Origin of the sequence: Vibrio sp. 10N.239.312.D08 (assembly GCF_041466145.1) — a bacterium.
GTDB classification, from domain to species: domain Bacteria; phylum Pseudomonadota; class Gammaproteobacteria; order Enterobacterales; family Vibrionaceae; genus Vibrio; species Vibrio crassostreae_C.
In genome coordinates this window covers 1-23232 of record NZ_JBFSSD010000066.1, presented here as the reverse complement: position 1 = coordinate 23232, position 23232 = coordinate 1, and the positions used below count along the sequence as shown (strand labels likewise).

The 23232-nt window shown below is 45.8% G+C and carries 21 protein-coding genes; 11 read left to right on the top strand and 10 right to left on the bottom strand.

Features of this window, described 5'->3' with window-relative positions; genetic code table 11:
• Positions 1-359: 359 nt before the first annotated feature.
• From fre to trxA, 6 genes are all read right to left on the bottom strand, one after another.
• On the bottom strand, positions 360-1073 hold the full coding sequence (gene fre, locus AB6D58_RS22505) for an NAD(P)H-flavin reductase (RefSeq protein WP_017059251.1): 714 nt from the start codon (positions 1071-1073) through the stop codon (positions 360-362).
• Positions 1074-1093: 20 nt separating this feature from the next.
• Positions 1094-1363, bottom strand: a complete 270-nt coding sequence (locus tag AB6D58_RS22500; RefSeq protein WP_008224727.1) for a 2Fe-2S iron-sulfur cluster-binding protein — start codon at positions 1361-1363, stop codon at positions 1094-1096.
• Positions 1360-3201 (bottom strand): 4-hydroxy-3-polyprenylbenzoate decarboxylase, encoded by a 1842-nt coding sequence (ubiD, locus tag AB6D58_RS22495; RefSeq protein WP_017059250.1) that lies wholly within the window; start codon positions 3199-3201, stop codon positions 1360-1362. Before ubiD ends, AB6D58_RS22500 begins: the two co-directional genes overlap by 4 nt.
• Positions 3202-3299: 98 nt before the next feature.
• Positions 3300-4295 carry a hypothetical protein gene (locus tag AB6D58_RS22490; protein WP_017059249.1) on the bottom strand — a complete coding sequence of 332 codons (996 nt, stop codon included), beginning with the start codon at positions 4293-4295 and terminating at the stop codon, positions 3300-3302.
• 110 nt (positions 4296-4405) lie between these two features.
• Entirely contained in the window at positions 4406-5665 is a 1260-nt protein-coding gene (rho, locus tag AB6D58_RS22485) for a transcription termination factor Rho (protein ID WP_017062978.1), read from the bottom strand.
• A gap of 200 nt (positions 5666-5865) precedes the next feature.
• Positions 5866-6192 (bottom strand): thioredoxin TrxA, encoded by a 327-nt coding sequence (gene trxA, locus AB6D58_RS22480; protein ID WP_010440700.1) that lies wholly within the window; start codon positions 6190-6192, stop codon positions 5866-5868.
• 111 nt (positions 6193-6303) lie between these two features.
• On the opposite strand from trxA, the gene rhlB reads away from it, so the two are divergent.
• Together rhlB and gppA are read left to right on the top strand one after the other, a co-directional pair.
• A complete protein-coding gene (gene rhlB, locus AB6D58_RS22475; RefSeq protein WP_372158555.1) occupies positions 6304-7614 on the top strand; it encodes an ATP-dependent RNA helicase RhlB in 1311 nt (436 codons plus the stop codon).
• A gap of 6 nt (positions 7615-7620) precedes the next feature.
• Entirely contained in the window at positions 7621-9114 is a 1494-nt protein-coding gene (gene gppA / locus AB6D58_RS22470) for a guanosine-5'-triphosphate,3'-diphosphate diphosphatase (RefSeq protein WP_017059247.1), read from the top strand.
• 101 nt (positions 9115-9215) lie between these two features.
• On the opposite strand, the gene AB6D58_RS22465 is transcribed toward gppA, so the two are convergent.
• From AB6D58_RS22465 to recQ, 3 genes are all read right to left on the bottom strand, one after another.
• A complete protein-coding gene (locus AB6D58_RS22465; RefSeq protein WP_017061333.1) occupies positions 9216-9887 on the bottom strand; it encodes a 7-cyano-7-deazaguanine/7-aminomethyl-7-deazaguanine transporter in 672 nt (223 codons plus the stop codon).
• A gap of 244 nt (positions 9888-10131) precedes the next feature.
• Positions 10132-10443: a DUF3630 family protein gene (locus AB6D58_RS22460; RefSeq protein ID WP_372152680.1), complete on the bottom strand. Its 312-nt coding sequence runs from the start codon at positions 10441-10443 to the stop codon at positions 10132-10134.
• Between the two features lie 49 nt (positions 10444-10492).
• Positions 10493-12331: an ATP-dependent DNA helicase RecQ gene (gene recQ, locus AB6D58_RS22455; RefSeq protein WP_372158552.1), complete on the bottom strand. Its 1839-nt coding sequence runs from the start codon at positions 12329-12331 to the stop codon at positions 10493-10495.
• A 179-nt stretch (positions 12332-12510) separates the two neighbouring features.
• On the opposite strand from recQ, the gene rarD reads away from it, so the two are divergent.
• The 5 genes from rarD (at position 12511) to tpx (ending at position 18193) form a co-directional block, all read left to right on the top strand.
• A complete protein-coding gene (rarD, locus tag AB6D58_RS22450; protein ID WP_017061330.1) occupies positions 12511-13419 on the top strand; it encodes an EamA family transporter RarD in 909 nt (302 codons plus the stop codon).
• 86 nt (positions 13420-13505) lie between these two features.
• Positions 13506-14300, top strand: coding sequence for an AraC family transcriptional regulator (locus AB6D58_RS22445; protein WP_372158550.1), 795 nt, complete (start codon positions 13506-13508; stop codon positions 14298-14300).
• A 98-nt stretch (positions 14301-14398) separates the two neighbouring features.
• The gene (locus AB6D58_RS22440) at positions 14399-15061 is read left to right on the top strand and encodes a LysE family translocator (protein WP_017061328.1); all 663 of its coding nucleotides are present in this window, start codon (positions 14399-14401) and stop codon (positions 15059-15061) included.
• A gap of 91 nt (positions 15062-15152) precedes the next feature.
• The gene (gene ggt, locus AB6D58_RS22435) at positions 15153-16910 is read left to right on the top strand and encodes a gamma-glutamyltransferase (protein WP_372158548.1); all 1758 of its coding nucleotides are present in this window, start codon (positions 15153-15155) and stop codon (positions 16908-16910) included.
• A 785-nt stretch (positions 16911-17695) separates the two neighbouring features.
• On the top strand, positions 17696-18193 hold the full coding sequence (tpx, locus tag AB6D58_RS22430) for a thiol peroxidase (protein ID WP_017065742.1): 498 nt from the start codon (positions 17696-17698) through the stop codon (positions 18191-18193).
• A 121-nt stretch (positions 18194-18314) separates the two neighbouring features.
• Here tpx and uvrD read toward each other — a convergent pair whose 3' ends face one another.
• Positions 18315-20489 carry a DNA helicase II gene (uvrD, locus tag AB6D58_RS22425; RefSeq protein WP_372158545.1) on the bottom strand — a complete coding sequence of 725 codons (2175 nt, stop codon included), beginning with the start codon at positions 20487-20489 and terminating at the stop codon, positions 18315-18317.
• 264 nt (positions 20490-20753) lie between these two features.
• Here uvrD and AB6D58_RS22420 point away from each other — a divergent pair, with 264 nt between their 5' ends.
• From AB6D58_RS22420 to AB6D58_RS22405, 4 genes are all read left to right on the top strand, one after another.
• The gene (locus tag AB6D58_RS22420; RefSeq protein WP_060983713.1) at positions 20754-21014 is read left to right on the top strand and encodes a DUF2282 domain-containing protein; all 261 of its coding nucleotides are present in this window, start codon (positions 20754-20756) and stop codon (positions 21012-21014) included.
• A 64-nt stretch (positions 21015-21078) separates the two neighbouring features.
• Positions 21079-21939, top strand: coding sequence for a DUF692 domain-containing protein (locus AB6D58_RS22415; protein ID WP_102433028.1), 861 nt, complete (start codon positions 21079-21081; stop codon positions 21937-21939).
• Positions 21936-22703 (top strand): DNA-binding domain-containing protein, encoded by a 768-nt coding sequence (locus AB6D58_RS22410; RefSeq protein WP_102433027.1) that lies wholly within the window; start codon positions 21936-21938, stop codon positions 22701-22703. Before AB6D58_RS22415 ends, AB6D58_RS22410 begins: the two co-directional genes overlap by 4 nt.
• 1 nt (position 22704) lies before the next feature.
• The gene (locus tag AB6D58_RS22405; protein WP_048661185.1) at positions 22705-23163 is read left to right on the top strand and encodes a DoxX family protein; all 459 of its coding nucleotides are present in this window, start codon (positions 22705-22707) and stop codon (positions 23161-23163) included.
• Positions 23164-23232 lie beyond the last annotated feature (69 nt).

Sequence of the window (23232 nt, the reverse complement as noted above, 5' to 3'; positions counted from 1 at the left end):
ATATTCATCAACGAGTGCCCACACAGATTGATAGGTTTAAATTGTTAAAGAGCTTAACTTCTTGAGCGTTCCTTTTAAGTAAGGAGCCTCTCGAAGTGGACGGCCATTCTAGCGAATTAACATTCAGTGTCAAACACTTTTTGAAAATTAATTTTTTGTCGCTTTCCGTCTTACTGATTCTTGCTGAAGCCTTGTGGCGTCTGCCGTCTCAGTGGTGTCGCATTATAGGGAACCCTCTCAGCTTAGCAACTACTTTTTCATGAAAAATGAATAAATAGGGGTTAACTGCCTAATAGTTCACCTAAACGTAAAAAAGAGAGCATTTCTGCTCTCTTTTTGCTCAAAATCTAAGGGTATTGTTAGATAAATGCGTAAGCATCAGCGTACATATGGTCACGCTTTGCTTCTTTATTCTGAGTAAATAGGTCTCTTGCAGCGCCCGCCATTTCAAAACGACCTGCAATATAGATATCGAAATCAGCTAATGATTCGAAACTTTGCATAACAGCCTCAAGCACATTACCTGTTTGGCCATGCCAAACTTCCGGTGCTTCTTCTACTACCGGTACAAAGTGCACATTGCTATGCTTTTCTGCAATGCCAACCAACTCTTCTTTAGCATATAACTGGCACTCATCTTTTGCGCCCCAGTATAGGTAGATCTCTTTCGAGCTATTTTGCGCGATGCAGTGATCAAGAATAGATCGCACGTAGCTGAAACCCGTGCCACCAGCAATAAGTAATAGAGGGCGATCGCTTTCTTCTTTGATCCAAGCATCTCCGTGTGGAGCATCAATCGCAATATCGCCATCTTCAGCTTGTGCCTTCTTCATCGCTTCAACCACTTCTAGTGCGTAAGCGTTGTGCTCGGCAGCACCAATGTGCAGCTCAAGCTCACCTTCGTGGCGGCAAGGGCTACTTGCGATAGAGAATGGGCGCTTATCTTTCTCGCCCATTTCAACCATCAGGTACTGGCCCGCTTTAAAAGCGACCGGTGTTTCTGGGTGAAGTAGGATTTGGTAAGTATTACAAGCCAAAGGCTCGATAGACTTCACTTTACATTTAATAGTCATGTTCTTCCTCTTACTAACCCTTAATCGGCAAAGGTTAGAACTAAATTACTTTCTGCAAATGCTTGGCAAGCAAAAATCCAGCCTTGTTGCTGCTCTTTCTCTGTGAGCATGGGTTCAAGGTGGTAACTCACTTGCCCTTCTAATTTTTTGCACATACACATTGCGCATGCGCCAACTTGGCAACGGTTTGGGAAATAGATATCGCTGTTGAGCGCAGCATCCAAGACCGTTTGCCCTTTTTCTACTGTGAAACTGATGTTTTCTGGGTATAAGACTACTTGGTAGCTCATGAAATTCCTAGCTGTTCCCAGATGCTATCAATCTTTTTCACAACATCAGGATCTTTTGTGATTGGTACACCCCACTCACGCAGGCATTCACCTTCCCACTTATTGGTCGCATCGAGACCCATTTTTGAGTGTCCAGTTTCGTTCTGCAGGAATAACGTATCTCTCGCCGGATCCATTCTTGTCGTTACAGCCCAAATGATGTCATTCCAATCACTCACATTGACATCGCCATCACACACGATAACAAACTTGTTCTCATCAAATTGAGACCAAACCGCTTCCATGATTTTCTTACCATTACCGGCAGCTTGCTTATCAATAGACACCACAACCATGCTGGCATTGTCGTTTTGCAGGTGAACATCAATAATTTCAGGATGAACCTTGGTTAACTCAGCCAAGCTACCCTCAATATGTTCACTATTTACAGGTGCTGTTTGGACATCTGGCGATAACGCTAACTCTGCGTCCCACTTCTTAGTAATATCTAGACCCATCTTAGAACCTAACCCAACCACGGGTGAGGCAAAATCCAATGAATCGATCGGCGTGTTCTCTATCATCAGGCTATCGCGTGACGGATCCATATGTTCGCACATCGCTGCGGTTACTTGAGACCAATCACGTGCATTCACATCTTCATCACACACCAATACAAATTTGGTGTACATGAATTGGCGTAAGAAAGACCATACACCCATCATCACTCGCTTAGCGTGACCTGGGTATTGCTTCTTCATGGTCACGACTGCCATTCGGTACGAACAACCTTCAGGCGGTAGATAGAAATCTTCAATCTCTGGGAACTGCTTTTGAAGAATAGGCACAAACACTTCATTTAGCGCAACACCTAATACCGCTGGCTCATCAGGTGGACGGCCAGTATAGGTGCTGTGATAGATAGGGTTCTCGCGCATGGTTACATGAGTAATAGTAAACACATGGTGCTTTTCTTTCTCGTTGTAGTAACCAGTATGATCTCCGTAAGGCCCTTCATCTGCGAATTCATTCGGGTCGATGTAACCTTCCATCACGATTTCTGCACTTGCGGGAACTTCTAAGTCGTTGCTGATTGATTTAACGACCTCAGTTTTACTACCACGTAGTAAGCCTGCAAACGCGTACTCAGATAAACTATCCGGCACTGGCGTAACCGCACCAAGAATGGTGGCAGGATCAGCACCAAACGCTACCGATACTGGGAATGGTTTCCCAGGGTTAGTTTCCATCCAATCACGCAGATCCAATGCTCCACCACGGTGGGCTAACCAACGCATGATGATTTTATTCTTGCCGATCTTCTGCTGACGATAGATACCTAAGTTTTGGCGTTTCTTGTTTGGACCACGAGTAACCGTTAAACCCCATGTTAGCAATGGCGCGACATCATCAGCCCAACAGCTCATCACAGGGATTTTATCTAGGTCGACGTCATCGCCTTGCCATACCACTTGTTGGCAAGCCGCTTTGCGAAGGCGTTTAGCTGGCATGTTTAAGACTTGCTTAAACACAGGTAGTTTATCAAGAGCGTCTTTAAAGCCTTTTGGTGGCTCAGGTTCTTTTAGGTAAGCAAGCAACTTGCCCACTTCACGCAGTTCTTTGACTTCTTGACGTCCCATACCAATAGCAACCCGATTAGGTGTACCAAATAGATTGGTCAAAACGGGCATGTCATAGCCTACTGGATTTTCAAACAAAAGAGCCGGGCCACCAGCACGTAGAGTACGGTCGCTAATCTCGGTCATTTCGTAGTCTGGATCGACTGGGTGAGAAATGCGTTTCAACTGACCAATACTTTCAAGATGGTCGATAAAATCACGTAAATCTTTAAAACTCATAGGACTTCTACATGCTGATTATTCTGCGCTCAGTATATCAAAAAGGGTGACGCTGAGGTCCCCCTTTTTAGTGTGGTTATTGAGAGGCAAAATCCACTTTACGGTAATGCTTGCTCGATCAAAGAACTCTTCACCTGAGGGTTATCATTGACGAGATCTTGCAACCATCGCGTATGACCTTGTTTGGCGAGTTCACGCGCAACTAATGGTGCTTCATCAGCAATCGCCATCCTAGAGACAAGGAACAGCTTCACCTCTTCTGATAACGGGTTAACTTTGGTAAGCAAAGTAATCGCTTCATCTTTCAAACGCGGGTTCTTAGTCGCTGCCATCACCTGTTCAAGCGCGAACGTTTGTTTGGTTTCAGCAAGGCGAACTAGCTCAGCTTGGCTATGATAATCGGCCTTCATTCGCCATAGAATTTTGTAAACCTCTGGGTCTTCGCTCACTTGCGCTAATCGAACCACCACCTCAGTAGAAGGTAACCAACTAACAATAGAAGATGCGGTGAGTTGCTTAGTTAGGTAATCAACCGCTTCAGGAGACAAACTGTCTAGCTCTCTAATGAGCAACGCTTCTCGCGTTTGAACTTGATGTTCAGATCCAGATAACCACTCTTTTAGGTCGAGTTCCTGTTTCTCTGCATCTAGCACAAATACCAATGTCTTCTGATCTTGACGCCATTGTTTAATAAGGCGATTAGCAATTGAAGGGTAATTAAAGGCAGGTACCGTAAACTCATAGCCATCGCCACGTTCTAAGACTTGATAAGTGGGCGTGATAGCAAGTTGCTGCTCGATGAAGATAGACATCTTGGGTGTGAGTACGATTTTTTGCTGTTCAAGCTTCTTCAAGAGTTGGTAACGAGCCACCTCTTGCTGGGGAAATGTCAGGCGCTCAAGCGCAAAGCGTAGCGAATTGACTTCGTCACGTACGACAAGCTCTAGTAGTTCAGCAGTTTTCAGTTTTACTTGATCATTCTCAAGCCAAGACTCTACTGTAAGTGGAGACATCTCGGTGGCATAGCTCATACCAACCGGTGAAAATAACAGTGAAGTAGACAGGAGTAATGATGACAACAGTCCATGTTGCATTTTAACGTCCTTGTAACACTTTTGCTCATTCTGCAAGCTGGCGCTACAAAATGCAAATAAAAAGCGCCACCCGAGGGCAGCGCTTATTAAATACGATCAGCTAATCAATATTACTGACGACGCATTGCGTCAAAGAACTCATCGTTCGTTTTCGTCATTGCTAGCTTGTCGATAAGGAATTCCATTGCGTCGATTTCGCCCATTGGGTGAACAATCTTACGCAGGATCCACATCTTCTGTAGTTCATCGTTCTTGGTAAGAAGCTCTTCACGACGAGTACCAGAGCGGTTGAAATCAATCGCTGGGAATACGCGTTTTTCAGCAATCTTACGGTTAAGGTGCAGTTCCATGTTACCTGTACCTTTGAATTCTTCGTAGATAACTTCATCCATCTTAGAACCAGTATCAACCAGTGCTGTTGCGATGATCGTTAAGCTACCGCCTTCTTCTACGTTACGTGCCGCACCGAAGAAACGCTTTGGACGATGTAGAGCATTCGCATCAACACCACCAGTAAGAACTTTACCTGATGAAGGAATCACAGTGTTGTAAGCACGAGCTAGACGAGTAATAGAATCCAGTAGGATAACTACATCTTTCTTGTGTTCAACAAGGCGCTTCGCTTTCTCGATAACCATTTCTGCAACTTGTACGTGGCGAGATGCTGGCTCATCGAATGTTGAAGCAACTACTTCGCCTTTAACTAGACGCTGCATTTCTGTTACTTCTTCTGGACGCTCATCGATAAGTAGAACCATTAGTTCACACTCAGGATGGTTACGTGCAATGCTTTGAGCAATGTTTTGCAGAAGCATTGTCTTACCCGCTTTAGGCGGAGCAACAATCAGACCACGCTGACCTTTACCAATTGGAGATGCAAGGTCAAGAATACGAGCCGTAATATCTTCAGTCGCACCATTACCCGCTTCCATCACCATACGTTCGTTAGCGTGAAGAGGAGTAAGGTTTTCGAAAAGAATCTTGTTACGTGCGTTGTCTGGCTTGTCGTAGTTAACCGTGTTTACTTTAAGCAGTGCAAAGTAACGCTCACCGTCTTTAGGTGGACGGATTTTACCGCCAATAGAGTCACCTGTACGTAGGTTAAAACGACGAATTTGGCTTGGTGATACGTAGATATCATCTGGGCCAGCCAGGTATGAACTGTCGGCGCTACGTAGGAAACCAAAACCGTCTTGAAGAATTTCTAGAACACCATCACCAAAGATGTCTTCACCACTTTTTGCATGCGCTTTAAGGATGGAGAAGATAATGTCTTGTTTTCTTAGGCGAGCTTGATTTTCAAGACCTAAGCTTTCGCTAAGTTTAACAAGCTCAGACACAGGTCTGTTCTTCAGTTCAGTAAGATTCATAGTGGTGGAAGTTTGTTTAGTCAAAATAGGATCTGTTTTCTTAAGTTAAGAAGGATTTGGTCACAGGATCGACCAAGAAGAGAAATTCGTTCAATTAACGTGCGATAAATTAGCACTAAAACTAAGACTAGTCCATAGCTTAGAAAAAACAAAACCGCGCATTTGTTAACTGCACGGTTTCTTTTCAAATGCTGACCTGATTAAAGGTTAGCGTCTAAGAACTCTTTAAGTTGAGTTTTAGATAATGCACCAACTTTAGTCGCTGCTACGCCGCCATCTTTGAAAAGAAGTAGCGTTGGAATACCGCGAATACCAAACTTTGGTGGAGTACCAGCATTTTGGTCGATATTTAATTTACCGATTGTGAGCTTGCCTTCGTACTCGTCTGCGATTTCATCAAGAATCGGCGCAATCATTTTACATGGACCACACCATTCTGCCCAAAAATCAACAAGAACAGGGCCTGCAGCATTGATTACATCGTTATCAAAACCGTCATCAGTTAGCTGCAAAATCTTATCACTCATCTTCCACTCCAATGTATTTTTTAGAACTGGTTGGATGATAACCAGTAAATAGATGCCCTATTGGAATGTATTTACTTTCGTATTGCAAGCTTAAGCTGATATTCTATAGCAATGAAAAAGACGCATATCACAGAGCAAAAGTTCGCCGACTTGGATTTAATTCCGCAAGTCATTGAAGGATTGGAGAAAAAAGGGTTCGATTATTGTACCCCTATCCAAGCCTTGGCGCTCCCGGTACTGCTCACCGGCCAAGACATTGCAGGCCAGGCCCAAACGGGTACTGGTAAAACGCTTGCGTTTCTTACTGCTACTTTTAACCACCTGCTAAAAACATCTGAGCATGAAGGGCGTAAGCCTAACCAGCCACGTGCGATTATTATGGCACCAACGCGTGAACTCGCGATTCAGATCTACAACGATGCTGACTCTCTGGTTGAAAGCACAGGTATCAAGGCAGCACTTGCTTACGGTGGCGAAAGCTACGACAAGCAACTAGGTAAAATCGAAGAAGGCGCAGATATCTTAATTGGTACGACTGGCCGCATCATCGATTTCTACAAGCAGAAGGTATTTAACCTTAACCACATTCAAGCTGTTGTTCTTGACGAAGCTGATCGCATGTTCGATCTTGGTTTCATCAAAGACATCCGCTTCTTGTTCCGCCGTATGCCTGAGCCAAAAGATCGCCTGAACATGCTGTTCTCTGCGACATTGTCTTACCGCGTACAAGAGCTAGCGTTCGAACACATGCACAACCCAGAGCATGTTGTTGTTGAGCCAGAGCGTAAAACAGGTCACCGCATTCAGGAAGAGCTGTTCTACCCATCAAACGAACACAAAATGGCACTGCTGCAGACTCTAGTTGAAGAAGAGTGGCCAGAGCGCGCTATCATCTTCGCTAACACTAAGCACAAATGTGAGTCTGTTTGGGGTCACCTAGCTGCAGATGGTCACCGTGTTGGCCTGCTAACTGGCGATGTTCCTCAGAAGAAACGTGAAAAGATTCTTGAGCAATTCACTAAAGGTGATGTTGACCTGCTTGTCGCAACCGACGTTGCAGCACGTGGTCTACACATTCCTCAAGTAACACACGTATTCAACTTCGACCTACCTGATGACTGTGAAGATTACGTTCACCGTATCGGCCGTACAGGTCGTGCTGGTGCAAGTGGTCACTCGATCAGCTTTGCTTGTGAAGATTACGCAATCAACTTGCCACCAATCGAAGAATACATTGAGCACGCGATCCCTGTGTCTGACTACGATGCTTCTGCACTGCTAGAAGATCTACCAGCACCATTGCGCTTACGTACACGTAACCCGCAACAACGCCGCTCAAACAACAATGGCCCACGCAACGGGAACCGTAAACCAAACCAGAACCGTCGCCCACGCCAACCGCGTCATAACAAGGAAGCTTAGTCGCTTATGAGTCAAACAGTGTCACCCCCGCTTTACGCTGCAATCGACCTCGGGTCGAACAGTTTTCATATGCTCGTTGTGCGTCATATCGATGGCAGCGTACAAACCATGGCTAAAATTAAGCGCAAAGTGCGTTTAGCTGCAGGCTTAGATGAAAATAATGCGCTTAGTACAGAAGCCATGCAGCGCGGTTGGGACTGTTTGAGTCTCTTTGCAGAGCGACTGCAAGATATTCCGAAAGAAAATATCCGCATTGTCGGTACAGCGACCCTACGTACTGCTATCAATGTGGATATATTTCTAGAGAAAGCGAACCAGATCCTTGGTTACGACATCAATGTTATCTCCGGAGAAGAAGAAGCTGCGACTATCTATAAAGGCGTAGCACACACTTCTGGTGGCAGCGGCCGCCGACTGGTTGTTGATATTGGTGGCGCAAGCACCGAGATGATCATTGGTGAAGGCTTCTCAGCGAAAGCCCTAACCAGCCTAAAGATGGGCTGTGTTACTTGGCTTGAGCGCCACTTTAAAAACCGCCAATTAACCGCTACCAACTTTAACAACGCCATTGAAGCGGCGAAGTCGACGTTGGCTCCTATCCTAGATAGCTACACTGATATCGGATGGGATGTGTGTGTGGGCGCCAGCGGTACCGTTCAAGCACTGCAAGAGATCATGTTGGCGCAAGGCATGGATGAAGTGATTACTCATGCCAAACTTAAGCGTCTACAGAAACAAGCGATGATTACTGAGCGCTTGGAAGAGCTAGAAATCGAAGGACTTACCCTTGAACGCGCATTAGTGTTCCCGAGTGGCCTTTCTATTCTTATTGCTATTTTTGAGCTGCTTGAAATAGATTCAATGACACTCGCAGGCGGCGCACTCCGTGAAGGCCTAGCCTACGAGATGGTTGATGAGCTACGCCAAGAAGATATCCGAGCGCGTACCATTAAGAGTGTTCAATCACGCTACCAAATGGACGTAAGCTACGGTGAACAAGTAGCAGTAGTCGCACAAACGCTGCTAGACCAAGCGGGCGCCGAAGCGTGGGTTTCAGAACCTCAAGCTGGTGTGCTATTGCAAACGGCAGCTAAGCTTCACGAGATTGGTTTAACCATCGATTTCAAAAAAGGCGGTGAGCACAGCGCTTATCTGCTGCAGAACTTAGACCTACCTGGCTTTACTCGAGCGCAAAAGCACTACTTGGGTGAGTTAACTCGTCGCTACCGTGAACAGTTAACCTCATTACCAGAGCAACACGCTATCTCAGGAACCAGTAGCAAGCGTATTTTACGTATTCTGCGTTTAGCTATTTTGCTGACCCACCGTCGTAACCCAGCGCTAGAGCCTGAGTTCAAACTGACGACGAATGACAACAATCTAACCCTAACGCTTTCTAAGCAATGGTTAGCTGACAATCCGCTGACCGCTGCAGAGCTAGAGCTCGAGTCGAATAGACAAACCGATATTGGCTGGCCATTGAATATTAAATGCCTCTGATATTAGTATCTGACGCTAGAAATTAAAAAAGCCCAAGTTAGTAGACTAACTTGAGCTTTTTCTTATCGCTGCATTAATGCTTTGTGTTACAAATCTCAAACTTAAGCGTTCACGCCTGTCGCTTTAAAGTCAGGGTTCACTGCGGTTAGCTTTCTAACAATGTAGTTAAGAAGCACACCGTACATAGGCACGAACAAGCCTAGGCTGATGATAAGTTTGAATCCGTAATCGACTAAGGCAATCTCAGTCCAATGCTCGGCCATGAATGGATCTGGGCTTTGGTAGAAAGCAATCGCAAAGAAAGCGATGGTATCAATAGCATTACCGAATAACGTTGAACACGTTGGGGCAACCCACCACTGTTTAAGCTGACGTAGGCGGTTGAAAACATGCACATCCAAGATCTGACCCAGTAAATAAGCCATGAAGCTCGCCGCGGCGATACGTGCAACAAACAAGTTGAACTCACCTAGTTGGCTAAAGCCTTGGAATGAACCTTCAAAGAACACCACTGACAAGAAATAAGAAACGGCCAGCGCTGGTAGCATCACTAAGAAAATGATTTTACGGGCAAGCTGCGCGCCAAAAATGCGTACGGTCAGATCGGTCGCTAGGAAGATAAACGGGAAAGTGAAAGCACCCCAAGTGGTGTGCATACCGAAGACGGTAAAAGGTAGCTGAACCAGATAGTTGCTTGACGCAATAATCACCAAATGGAACAAAACTAATAGTGCTAGGGCTTTGCGCTGTTGCGCAGGGGTAAAGTTACTCATGCTGTACCTTTTTAGTTTGGTTTGGGGGTGAGGGAACCCAAATCGAGTCATTTCTTCGAATAATCCAAGAAAGCTCTTACCAATAATGTGAATTAAAAATGTTTCTATAATTTGCTCTATTGAGCGGCGGGCGATTATACATTAATCAATATTGGCTGCAATGGTGAGAACAAACGCAAACGTTTATCCTCACTTTTATTGGTGAATAGCTCTAGAAGCTGTGTTTTAGAAGAGATGCCAAAAGTTAAAAACCGCGCTTGAAAAGCGTCGCGAGATAATCAAACTCTTCTCGGCTTTCTTCAGCATTTAACGACTCAAACCAAATTGATTCACTGTAATGTTCGGACTTTAAGAACATTCGGCAATTTTCAAAATCAATCAACCAAGAATGCATATCGGCGTCCCATTGCTTTTCAACAACTGACGCTGACAACAACGCCACCAGCTTTTCACCTAGCACTTCATAAGAATCAAAATCAAAACTTGGAGACGTAATCAATAAACGCCCTTCCTCAGCTAAATACTCTCTTAAGCCAAATTCTGTTTGTGTTGTCATGTCCCTATCAACCTTATTCTTTTTCTATTAGTTAGACGTTTCTCGCAAACTAGCCGTGTGTGGTGATGTGTTCTTGAATCAGATCTAGGAATGGGTCTGCGTACTTATCGAGTTTACGTTGACCGACACCGTTGACTGCCAGCATTTCTCCGTATGAAGTAGGTAGTATTTCAGCCATATCAATCAAGGTCGCGTCACTGAATACCACATATGGTGGCAAGCCATCTTCATCAGCAATCGACTTACGCAGCTTACGCAGTTTCGCAAACAGCTTCTTATCGTAATTCTTGCTGCTTAACTTATCGGACTTAGCATTACGCACCGCTGTATCTAAACGAGGAACAGCCAATTCCAAAGACATCTCACCGCGCAGCAGCGGGCGGGCTTCTTCTGTTAGCTGTAAAGTTGAGTTACGAGTGATGTTCTGGACCAGCAAGCCTTTATGAATCAGCTGACGGAAGATACTGATCCAGTAATCATGACTGTGATCGCGGCCAATACCGTAGGTAGATAGCTTATCGTGACCATTATCGCGGACACGGATGTTCTGCATGCCTCGCATTACTTCGACCACGTAGCCCATACCAAATGACTGATTCACACGGTACACACAAGACAACGCCTTCTGTGCTTCTTGGGTCGCGTCAAAGTGTTTTGGTGGATCTAAGCAGATATCGCAGTTGCCACATTGCTTCTCGCGATATTCGCCAAAATAGTTAAGCAGAACCTGACGACGACACGTTTGCGCTTCAGCAAAGGCACTCATCGCATTCAGCTTGTGCATCTCAACTTGTTTCTGTGGGCCTTCTTCTTTCTCATCTAGCATACGACGCAGCCAACCCATATCAGCCGGGTCAAACAACATCATCGCTTCAGCAGGCAAACCATCACGACCTGCACGGCCTGTCTCTTGATAGTAAGACTCGATATTACGTGGAATATCAAAGTGCACCACGAAACGTACGTTGGGTTTGTTGATGCCCATACCGAAAGCCACAGTCGCGACCACGATCTGAATATCATCGCGTTGAAAGGCTTCTTGAACGTAAGCACGCTCATCGGTGTCCATACCAGCGTGATAACCCGCGGCGCGAATACCGTTATTGCACAGCTTCTCGGTCACCATCTCCACTTTCTTACGGCTACCACAGTAGATGATGCCGCAATTGCCCTTTTGTGTTTCTAGGTAGCGAACCACCTGTGACACGGGTTTGTGCTTCTCAACCAAGTTGTAGCGAATATTAGGGCGATCAAAGCTGCCTAAGTAAGTATGCGGGTCCAGGAGCTGTAAGCGCGAGATAATATCTTTGCGCGTCGCATCATCAGCGGTTGCTGTGAGCGCCATGTAAGGCACATGCGGGAAATACTGTTTAAGCTGACCTAATGATGCGTATTCAGGGCGGAAGTCGTGACCCCATTGAGAGATACAGTGCGCTTCATCGACTGCAATCATCGAAAGCGGTAAACCTTGAAGACGCTCGATAAAATCACGCATCAACACACGCTCTGGTGACACATACACCATTTTCAGCTGACCTGAGTTCATACGATTGAACACATTCAGCAATTGGTCACGTGGCATTGAAGAGTTAATACACTCAGCGGCAACACCATTGGCCTTCAATTGGTCGACTTGGTCTTTCATCAACGAGATCAGCGGTGAGATAACCAGAGTCAGCCCTTCACGAACCAAAGCCGGAATTTGGTAACACAGAGATTTACCACCACCGGTTGGCATAATCACCAAGCTGTCTTTGCCTTCAACGGCCAAATCAATGACCTCTTGCTGACCATCGCGAAAGCTTTGATAGCCGAACACATCTTGCAAGATGGTTTGCGCATCATTCGCGGGAGTTGGTATTTGCTCAGCAATCAGAGTGGCGGTCATTGTGGTTCCTAATCGAGGTATGAAATCAGCAAGCATCTTCGGCAAGCAAGTCGCACATTGTAGAGGGGAACGCTGGCGAATTAAACCGCAAATTGTTAGGTGAAAAGGGTTATCGCTCCTATACTGACCAACTCTCTTATAAATCTTATTAATAAGCACTCAGTGCTAGAGAAAGATGCATGACACAGGAAGAACAACAACGTACGCGCCAAGGAGTTTTGCTTGCCGTCGGCGCCTACACAATGTGGGGTATCGCCCCTATATATTTCAAATCTTTAAGTGACGTTTCCCCGTTAGAGATCCTCAGCCACCGTGTAGTATGGTCTTTTTTCCTACTCGCTTTCTTACTGCACATTGGCCGCAGCTGGCGTAAAGTCCGCGATACCCTGACCTCAAAACCAAAAATGCTCTATTTGGTAGCGACGTCTATTTTGGTGGGTGCTAACTGGCTGATCTTTATCTGGGCGGTGAACTCCAATCACATGCTCGATGCCAGTTTGGGGTATTACATCAACCCGCTGATTAACGTGTTACTTGGGATGCTCTTCCTTGGCGAACGCTTACGTAAGCTGCAATGGTTTGCTGTGGCTCTGGCTGCGATTGGCGTATTAATCCAATTAATTGCCTTCGGCTCAGTGCCTATCGTCGCCATTGCCCTAGCCTTTAGCTTTGGTTTTTATGGCTTGCTGCGTAAGAAAGTCAGCTTAGAAGCACAAACGGGTCTGTTCATTGAAACTCTGGTGATGTTGCCTCTCGCCGCAACCTACTTACTGTTTATTGCCGATAGCCCGACCTCAAACTTATCGATGAACCCGATGCAACTCAACCTATTACTGGTTGCTGCCGGTGTGATCACCACGGTTCCATTGCTGTGTTTTACTGGCGCTGCAACTCGCTTGAAGCTATCAACACTCGGTTTCTTCCAGTACATCGGTCCAAGCTTGATGTTCTTACTGGCGGTTCTGATCTACGGCGAAGCCTTTACCTCAGATAAAGCGATCACCTTTGCTTTCATATGGGGAGCACTGGTTATTTTCAGCTTTGATGGCCTGCGTAACAACAAGAAGAACAAACGCGCGAAACAGTGATATTGATCGTTTTTTACAAGACAATCCCTTAATACGCAGATAAGCTTGGTTGAATTGATGACTATTTGACCAAGCTTTTTTGTACCATGGATAAAGTCCACTACTACTCTACCCCAACAGAAGATATCAGCCTGATCCAAGCTCAATACCAAGAGTTTGCTTTTCAGCGTCACTATCATTTGGACTTTCACATCGGCTTAATTACCCAAGGGCAGCAAAAATTCGCCTATAAAGGGGCGAGCCACCATGTCGGTGCAGGCCAAGTGGTTATCATGCCACCTGATGAGCTGCATGATGGGCACTCCAAACTCGATTCAGGTTATCAAGTCAGTGTGTTTGCAGTTTCTCCTCAATGGTTTCGAGATCTTGCCGATCCCAAGCAAAATGGTCACACATTAGGCTTTTCTGAGTTGATCCTCTCCGATCAAGCTGCGTTTTTACAATTACGCAACTTACACGGCCTGTTAATCAATCAAAGCATCAGCCAACTCGCTCAAGATTGCTTACCATTCGAGGGGTTCTCAACGATTGTCGATCGTTATGCAAAATTTGGATCGAAGAGTGACATCAAACTGGGTAATCAATCGATTAATACACTCAAAGACTATTTGATGGCGAATTTGGACCAGCCAGTGCGATTAGAACAACTGTCTGAGCTGTGCGGCTTAACCACAACTCAATTCCAACGCCACTTTAAGAACAGAATGGGCATCACCCCTTACGCGTGGCTGAGCCGTTTACGTATGGAACAGAGCATGCGCCTGATTAAATCTGGGATCTGTGGTACTAAAGTCGCGCACCAAGTAGGCTTCTATGATCAAGCACACTTCTCCAAGGCATTCAAAACCACATTCGGCGTACCACCCTCACAAATCAACTAAGTGTTGATAATTTACAATTGCTCGATTTCAAATCGCGGTAAGCTACGCTCAATACGATTACTTATTTAATAATAGCGGCAACGTTATTGAGAACTGACATGAACGAAGTCACCATACTGATCACCCTCGCCTCTATCCATTTCATCGCTTTGATGAGCCCCGGCCCTGACTTTGCGTTAGTCGTGCAAAATGCGACACGCCACGGCAGACAAACAGGCTTGTACATTGCGCTTGGTTTATCTTGCGGGATCTTACTGCATTCGTTGCTCAGCCTGACGGGAATCAGTTACCTAGTCCACCAGCAACCAACCCTATTTGCCATTATCCAGTTGGCTGGCGGTAGCTACTTGCTGTACTTAGGCTACGGTGCACTTAAAGCAACCTGGCAAATCATTCAGAACCACGACGATGACGACGATACCGTCAATGCCAAAGATCTGATTCTGACCAACAAGCGTCAGGCATTTTCGAAAGGGTTTGCGACCAATATTCTCAACCCAAAAGCTTTGGTGTTCTTTATTAGCTTGATGTCGAGCTTAGTGCCTGCCGACATGTCTCTATCAGGTAAAGGCTTTGCGCTTATTATCTTGTTTGGTCTGTCTCTGTTTTGGTTTTCACTACTGGCGTGGATGCTTTCGACTAAGGCTCTACAGAAGAAACTTAGCGAAGCAACGGTATACATCGATGGCTTATGTGGCGTGGTATTCAGCCTGATTGGCGCGAGTATTCTTTGGCAGTCGCTGTCCGGTTTAATCGCTTAAATTCGAATCAAGATTACAATTCGTTAACAACGCACTGGCTATCTAATCTTTCCGCTGCCAATCTAGCTCTGCATATTAAAAGGAGAAGATCATGCAGTGGAAAACAAAACTAACAACCCTCGCCACTTCTACCCTACTTTTTGCCTCTCACGTCAGTTGGGCAAATCAAGCTGCCGATTCCGTCGCACCCGAACAAAGTAGTGGTTTAGAAACCAAACAACTCGTTAAAGCCAACGATTGGATGGTCACCGCAGCCAACCCTCTTGCAACACAAGCCGGTGCTGATGTACTTGCCCGTGGTGGTAACGCAATTGACGCCATGGTTGCCGTGCAGCTTATGCTTGGCTTAGTGGAACCTCAGTCATCAGGTATTGGTGGCGGCGCGTTCCTTGTCTATTTTGATGGCAAAGACAAACAGCTCAAGACCTACGATGGCCGTGAAACTGCGCCACTTGATGCCACCCCACGTCTATTCCAAGACGAAAACGGACAACCGCTTAAATTCTATGATGCCGTGGTTGGCGGTCGTTCTGTTGCCACGCCGGGCACGGTGCAATTGCTGTGGGACACTCACCAGAAATACGGCAAGCTCGAATGGGCATCACTGATTAAACCTATCGCTCAGTTAGCTGAAGAAGGTTTTACTATCAGCCCACGTTTAGCCACCTTGATCGAAAACGACCAAGAACGTCTGAGCCGCTTTGCGACAACTAAAGCCTACTTCTTCAATGCCGATGGCAGCCCGAAAGCCGCTGGCACGCAACTTAAGAACCCTGAATACGCGGCAACGTTACACGCTATCTCGAAGGATGGTGCTAAAGCTTTCTACCAAGGTGAGATTTCTGCCGACATCGTTAACACAGTACAAACAGCGAAAGGCAACCCGGGCGTATTGGCACAGAAAGACTTCGACACTTATTCGATCAAGCAACGCGAACCGGTTTGTTCTGCTTATGAAAGCTACGATATTTGCGGAATGGGTCCACCAAGTTCAGGTGCATTAACGGTTGGGCAGATCTTAGCGATGACCGAGCAGTTTGATCTTAAATCATGGGGACCAAACGACGCAAAATCTTGGCAAGTGTTAGCAGACGCTTCTCGTTTGGCCTTTGCAGACCGTGGTATGTACATGGCAGACCAAGATTACGTGCCAATGCCAACCCAAGGGTTAGTGAATACTGACTATTTGCAGGAACGTGCCCAGCTAATTACTACTGGAAAGGCATTAGAAAGTGCACCATCAGGCACCCCACCGTGGGATCACGCCATACTGCAAAGCCAAGATGTGTCTATTGAACTGCCTTCCACCAGCCACTTCAATATTGTCGATAGCGATGGCAATGTCGTATCGATGACCACCACAATTGAGAACGCATTTGGCTCACGCTTGATGGTAAGAGGCTTCCTACTCAATAACGAACTAACCGACTTCTCATTCAAGACTCATAACGATGGCAAACCTATCGCCAACCGACTCGAGCCGGGTAAGCGCCCACGTTCTTCAATGGCACCAACCATCATCATGCAAGACGATAAACCTTACATGGCGATTGGCTCTCCGGGCGGCAGCCGTATCATCGGTTATGTGGCACAAGCGATCATTGCTCACACCCAATGGGACATGGATATCCAACAAGCGATCAACCAACCACACTTCCTAAATCGCTTCGGTACCTTAGATTTGGAAAAAGGAACATCAGCGGAAAACTTCAAACCTGAGCTAGAAAAGATGGGATTTGAGGTCAACGTTCGCGATCTTAACTCGGGTTTACACGCTATTCGCATCACAAAAGATGGTCTAGAAGGTGCTGCAGACCCTCGTCGTGAAGGTGCTGCCATTGGCCAATAAGGGAAAATACTCCCTTTTTACTCCCTGTCTTGTGCGAGATCTCTCACAAGGCAGTGAGTAAATATCGATATTTGATGACGAAATTAGTCACCCACAAACCGTAACCGATTGAAATTAAACAATACGTACATTTATCATTCAAATAATTATATAGAAATTCGCTTATGCACCATTGCTGATAAATAAGGAATCGGTAATATGAATGGTGTCGGAAGGATGCTGACACGGAACAGGAAACGCCAAGGACTTGGTTATCTTCAGGATGAAGATTCGATTACTCAGGATGAATAATCGGCATGGATAGCGAAATGGACATTGAATGGACACAATAGTAACTAGGATGGTTGCTACTAAGGAAAGACAATGGACACCTCTGGACGAGGAAAGGACTGAACATCAGGATGATGTAAAGGACACCGCTCAAGGAACAAGTGACGCGCGCTAACGAGGATTGTTGGCAGATCAGGATAAGATCAAGGACACCGCTAGGAAGGCGACGAAAGGAATGCGCTGAAGGATAACAGCACACTATCATGGATTTGATGCATGGAGCACACTTAGTAGCCGGATTGCTGCGAGTAAGACTATAGACCCCGATGAGCGCAAGCTCTCGGGGTTTTTCTTTATCTGTCGTCTCACCTTTTCTTCCCCTAAAACAAATAAATCAAAGACCTTTGATTACAATTCTGACATTTAAACCATTCACTTCTTAACCACTTCCGAGTAACGTAAGTCTTACTAGGCTCAACTAGTTTCATAACCATAATTAAATTAAGGACAAATTCATGTCACACGTTACCTTCAAAGGCGCTGCTGTACCGCTAACTGGCACATTCCCACAAACTGGCGAACAGGCACCAAGCTTTGCACTGACTGCAGGCGATCTTTCTGAACTGACTCTTGCTTCTCTTGCAGGCAAGAAAGTGGTTCTAAATATCTTCCCAAGCATCGACACAGCAACTTGTGCAACGAGCGTACGTACGTTCAACGCAAAAGCGGCAGAGCTTGAGAACACGGTTGTTGTTTGTATTTCTGCTGACCTACCATTTGCTGCAGGTCGCTTCTGCGAACTAGAAGGCATTGAAGGCGTTCAACACGCTTCGACTTTCCGTTCTCCTACATTCGCATCAGACTACGGCGTAGCGATTGCAGAAGGCCCACTAGCAAGCCTAACAACACGTGCAGTTGTCGTTGTTGATGAAAAAGGTGTGGTAACACACAGTGAGTTGGTTGCAGAGATCACTGAAGAACCAAACTACGAAGCGGCACTTGCAGCACTGTAAGCTCCCTTCTAGTCAGTCATGTATTGCGATCGCTTAAAGCGATACGCAATAAAAAAGAGCAGCCATTGGCTGCTCTTTTTGTTTTCAATAATGAACGGTTATTAGATGCAGAAGTAATAGATTAAAGCTGCTCTAAACGCGCGTAAGCAGTTACTAACCACTTAATCCCTTCACCGTTAAACGCCACTTGAACTCGACTCTGTGGGCCACTTCCTTCGAAGTTGATGATAGTGCCTTCGCCAAACTTAGGGTGCTTCACGCGAGAACCCAAGCTAAAACCAGTTTCATTGAAGTTCTCTTTCACAGCGGTTTGACTAAAGCGACTACTGCTTGCAGGGCGACTGACTTGCGCTTTCATACGCACTTCATCCAGACAGGTTTCTGGTAGCTCACGAATAAAACGTGATGGTTTGTGGTACTTGTCCTGACCGTACAAACGACGCATTTCTGCGTAAGTGATGTAAAGCTTCTCCATCGCACGGGTCATGCCTACGTAACACAAGCGACGCTCTTCTTCTAAACGCCCCGCTTCTTCGGCCGACATCTGGCTTGGGAACATGCCTTCTTCGACACCCACCATGAATACCATTGGAAACTCTAGGCCTTTGGCACTGTGCAATGTCATTAACTGAACCGCATCGTCAAACTCATCGGCCTGACCTTCACCCGCTTCCAAAGCTGCGTGAGTTAAGAACGCCGTCAGCATGCTCATCTCATCCGCATCTTCCGGCTTTTCAAACTGGCGCGTTGCCGTTACCAATTCTTCCAAGTTCTCAATACGTGCCTTCGACTTCTCACCCTTCTCTTGCTCGTACATCGCAAACAGACCCGACGATTTGATCACGTGGTCAGTTTGTTCATGCAGACTCAGTTCTAAAGTGTCATCTTCAAGCGCATTAATCAGCTCGATAAAGCGGCTCAATGCACCCGCAGCACGACCGGGTAGCACTTGCTCTTCTATCAAAGCAACACTTGCTTCCCACATGGTTGCACCACGATCACGCGCTGCAAGACGAATCGTTTCTAACGTTTTATCACCCAAGCCACGCGTTGGCGTGTTTACCACACGCTCAAACGCCGCATCATTACCGCGATTGCTCATTAGGCGCATGTAGCTCAAGGCGTCTCTAATTTCTTGACGCTCGAAGAATCGCATGCCGCCGTAAATTCGATAAGGTAGACCAGCTTGGATCAAAGCTTCTTCAAGAACACGCGATTGTGCGTTGTTACGATATAGCATTGCCGTATCTTCTAACGCACCGCCTTTCTCCTGCCACTCTTTGATTTTGCTAACCGTGAAACGCGCTTCATCTAACTCGTTATAAGCCGAGTACACAGAGATTGGCTCGCCATCGTTACCATCGGTCCACAGCTCTTTACCCATACGTTCGGTGTTGTTCGAAATAAGCTCGTTCGACGCCTGCAGAATGGTTTTGGTTGAACGGTAGTTTTGTTCGAGTCGAACCGTTGAAGCACCTGGGAATTCATCCAAGAACTTCTGAATATTTTCGATCTTCGCACCACGCCAACCATAGATAGATTGGTCATCATCGCCTACGATCATCACGCGACAATCTGGGCCAGCCATCATGCGAAGCCAAGCGTATTGGATGTTGTTGGTATCTTGGAATTCGTCGACAAGGATATGCTTAAAGCGTGCTTGGTAGTGCTCTCGGATGTGTTTCTTATCGCGTAATAGCTCATGCGATCTCAGCAAGATTTCCGCAAAGTCGACCAAGCCAGCACGGTCACATGCTTCTTGGTAAGCAGAATAGATCTTTAACCACGTTTGAGTTATTGGATCATGGTAGGCGTCAATGTGACTTGGGCGCAGCCCTTCGTCTTTCTTGCCATTGATCCACCAAGAAGCTTGCTTGGCAGGCCACTGCTTTTCATCAAGGTTTTGCGCCTTGATTAAGCGACGTAGTAAGCGAATCTGATCATCTGAGTCAATGATCTGGAAGTCTTCTGGCAGTTTTGCATCTAGGTAGTGAGCACGAAGAATACGATGACAGATACCGTGGAAGGTGCCGTTCCACATACCTGACGAGCTGCCCATCATCAACTCTTCAATACGACCACGCATCTCTGCTGCCGCTTTGTTGGTGAAGGTAACCGACATAATAGAGAACGGTGATGCTTGCTCTACACTTTGCAACCAAGCGATACGATGCACCAACACTCGCGTTTTACCACTGCCAGCACCTGCCAGAATAAGTAGGTTTTCTAAAGGTGCCGCGACCGCCTCACGTTGTTTATCGTTTAGGCCATCGAGTAAAAGCGAAGGATCTATCATTGGATATGCTCACTACTGGGTATTTATACATAAAAGTTGATTATAACCTAAACACTAGGCTGCGTTTAGGATAATAAGAAGAAAAAACCATCAAAAATTAACATCATTAATTCAACAACTTAAAAGATAAAACATCATTAATATTGATATTTTTTATAATGCCGTGAAATTATTTCCCGGTTGTTCCTATCCTTTTTAGTAAGCAAGTTAACAAGCCATTAACCTGCGATGTGAAAATACTATTAAGTCCTAGAGGGAATGACTATGAAAAATTCTAATCTTGCTGTTACAGCTGCAATCACAAGTGTACTAGCGTTCGGCGGTGCAGTTCTTACATCAGCACCTGCGGAAGCAGCAGCAAAAGAAAAATGCTACGGCGTGGCAAAAGCTGGCCAAAATGATTGTGCAACCAAAACAAGCTCATGTGCGGGTACAGCAAAAGAAGACAACCAATCCGATGCATTCGTGGTCGTACCTAAAGGGCTATGTGGCAAATTATCAGGTGGTAGCACTCAATCTTCTTAATTGAGCAGCTTAGTATGGTGGGCTGACATACAGCTCACCTCCACTTCTTGTTAGGAGAATCGTTGTGACTCAAACTCTTCACCCCAACGCAGGGGTTGGCCTTAGAACACCACACTTGGACTTCTTTAGCCAAAATCCAACCTTAATAAGTTGGTTAGAAGTTCACAGCGAGAACTACTTCTTAGCTCAATCACCGCAACGTCAACAACTCAGAGAAATTCGTAGTGCCCACAATATAAGTTGTCACGGTGTTGGATTGTCTCTAGGTTCTGTTGAGCGCATCAACCCAAATCACTTACTGCAGTTAAAAGATCTGATTGATGATATCGAGCCGTTCTTGGTTTCTGACCACCTCAGCTGGAGTCAGACCGGCGGTCATTACTTCAATGACTTATTACCGCTGCCTTATACCGAAGAGGCGTTGGAAGTCTTTTGTCGAAATGTATTAGAGGTTCAAGACAACCTGCAACGCCCTATGCTGATTGAGAACCCATCGAGTTACCTTGCCTTCAAGCATTCAACCATCCCAGAATGGGAATTTTTGGCCGAGGTACAGAAGCGCACCGAATGTCGCCTACTGCTCGATTTCAATAATATTTTCGTCTCATCTTTTAATCATGGCTTTAGTTGTGAAGAGTACTTAAGCGGAATACCTGCAGACAAAGTGGAAGAGATTCACTTGGCCGGTTTTACCAAAAAGAAACTTGAACAAGGTGAGATCTGGATAGACACACACAGTAAACCTGTCTGTGACGAAGTGTGGAAACTCTATACTGACTGGATAGCACAACATGGTTCACGCCATACCTTGATTGAATGGGATCTCGATATCCCAGAGCCACAAGTTTTATTGGCTGAAGCAACCAAAGCCAGTGACATCTTGTATCAACACGACAAGTTCAACCAAAGGAGTTGCGCATCATGAGCCACTCCCTAGCAGATGTTCAATTGGAGTTTGCTAACGCCCTGCGCTATCAAAACAATGGTGAGCACTGCGACATAGTGAGCGACCATTTTACCGATGAACAGCGAATCCAGATTTACCGCAATAACTTTGTCATCAGCTTGAGCGAAGTTTTGGCAGCAACCTACCCACTCACTGAAATGTTGGTTGGAGAGGAGTGCTTCCAACAGATGGCTCGTCAACATGTCTTAAGTTATCCATCGACCTCTGGTGATGTCAGTGGTTACGGTGAACACTTTGCACAAACTATCCAAGCCTTTACTGCCGTTATTGAGGCTGCACCTTATCTCAGTGAAGTGGCGTTGTATGAATGGCAGAAAGATAACCTGATGAGGTGCGCTTCAGAATCACATGTCGACCAACGTCCTCTTTCTTGTTTAGCCGATGTGCCACCAGAGCAACAAAGCGCTTTAGTCTTTCACCTCAAAAATTCAATAACGCTAATTAGCTCTAGTTACACGATTATCGCGCTTGAACAAGCTATCTATCAGCAACAACTCGACGGGTTAGACATCAACCAACCTGAATTTGGGGTGTTAATCCGAGCCGAGAATTCACAGGTTGAGAGTCATTGTTTGACAGAAGAATGCCACCAACTATTAACTGAATTGCAATCGGGTCAAACGCTCGCTGAGATTGACCCTTCACGACTACAACACCTGAATACTGTCATGGCGCTTAACGTCATCTCAGGTTTTTCAATCGATGCCGAATTGGAGACATAATATGGATAACAACACAGTCACGAACATGATGGCTCAATACGACAATTTGATTGAGAAATCACAGGCACTTTTTGTTCCTGTCCTACTTCTGTTTTGCCGCCTATGGGTGGCGTGGGTCTTCTTTAATTCTGGGTTAACCAAAATAGCAACTTGGGATAGCACTCTTTACTTGTTTGAGTTGGAATACCAAGTCCCACTGTTACCTTGGGAATTAGCAGCTTACATGGGTACTGCCGCTGAGTTAATTCTGCCAGTGTTTTTAGCACTCGGTTTATTAACACGACCGATGGCCGCAGTGCTGTTCGTGTTCAACATCATAGCTGTCGTGTCTTACCCGGTGCTGTGGGAACAAGGTTTCTATGATCATCAGTTGTGGGGATTAATGATTCTTATCGTTGTGGTATGGGGAGCCGGACCATTTTCATTGGATAGAATCTTAAAGAAGCAATTTAGCAACTAGTCCTCATCGCAAGCCCAATCGAGTAGGAGGAGGCCTCACGGCCTCCGTCCTCTCACACCACCGTACAAG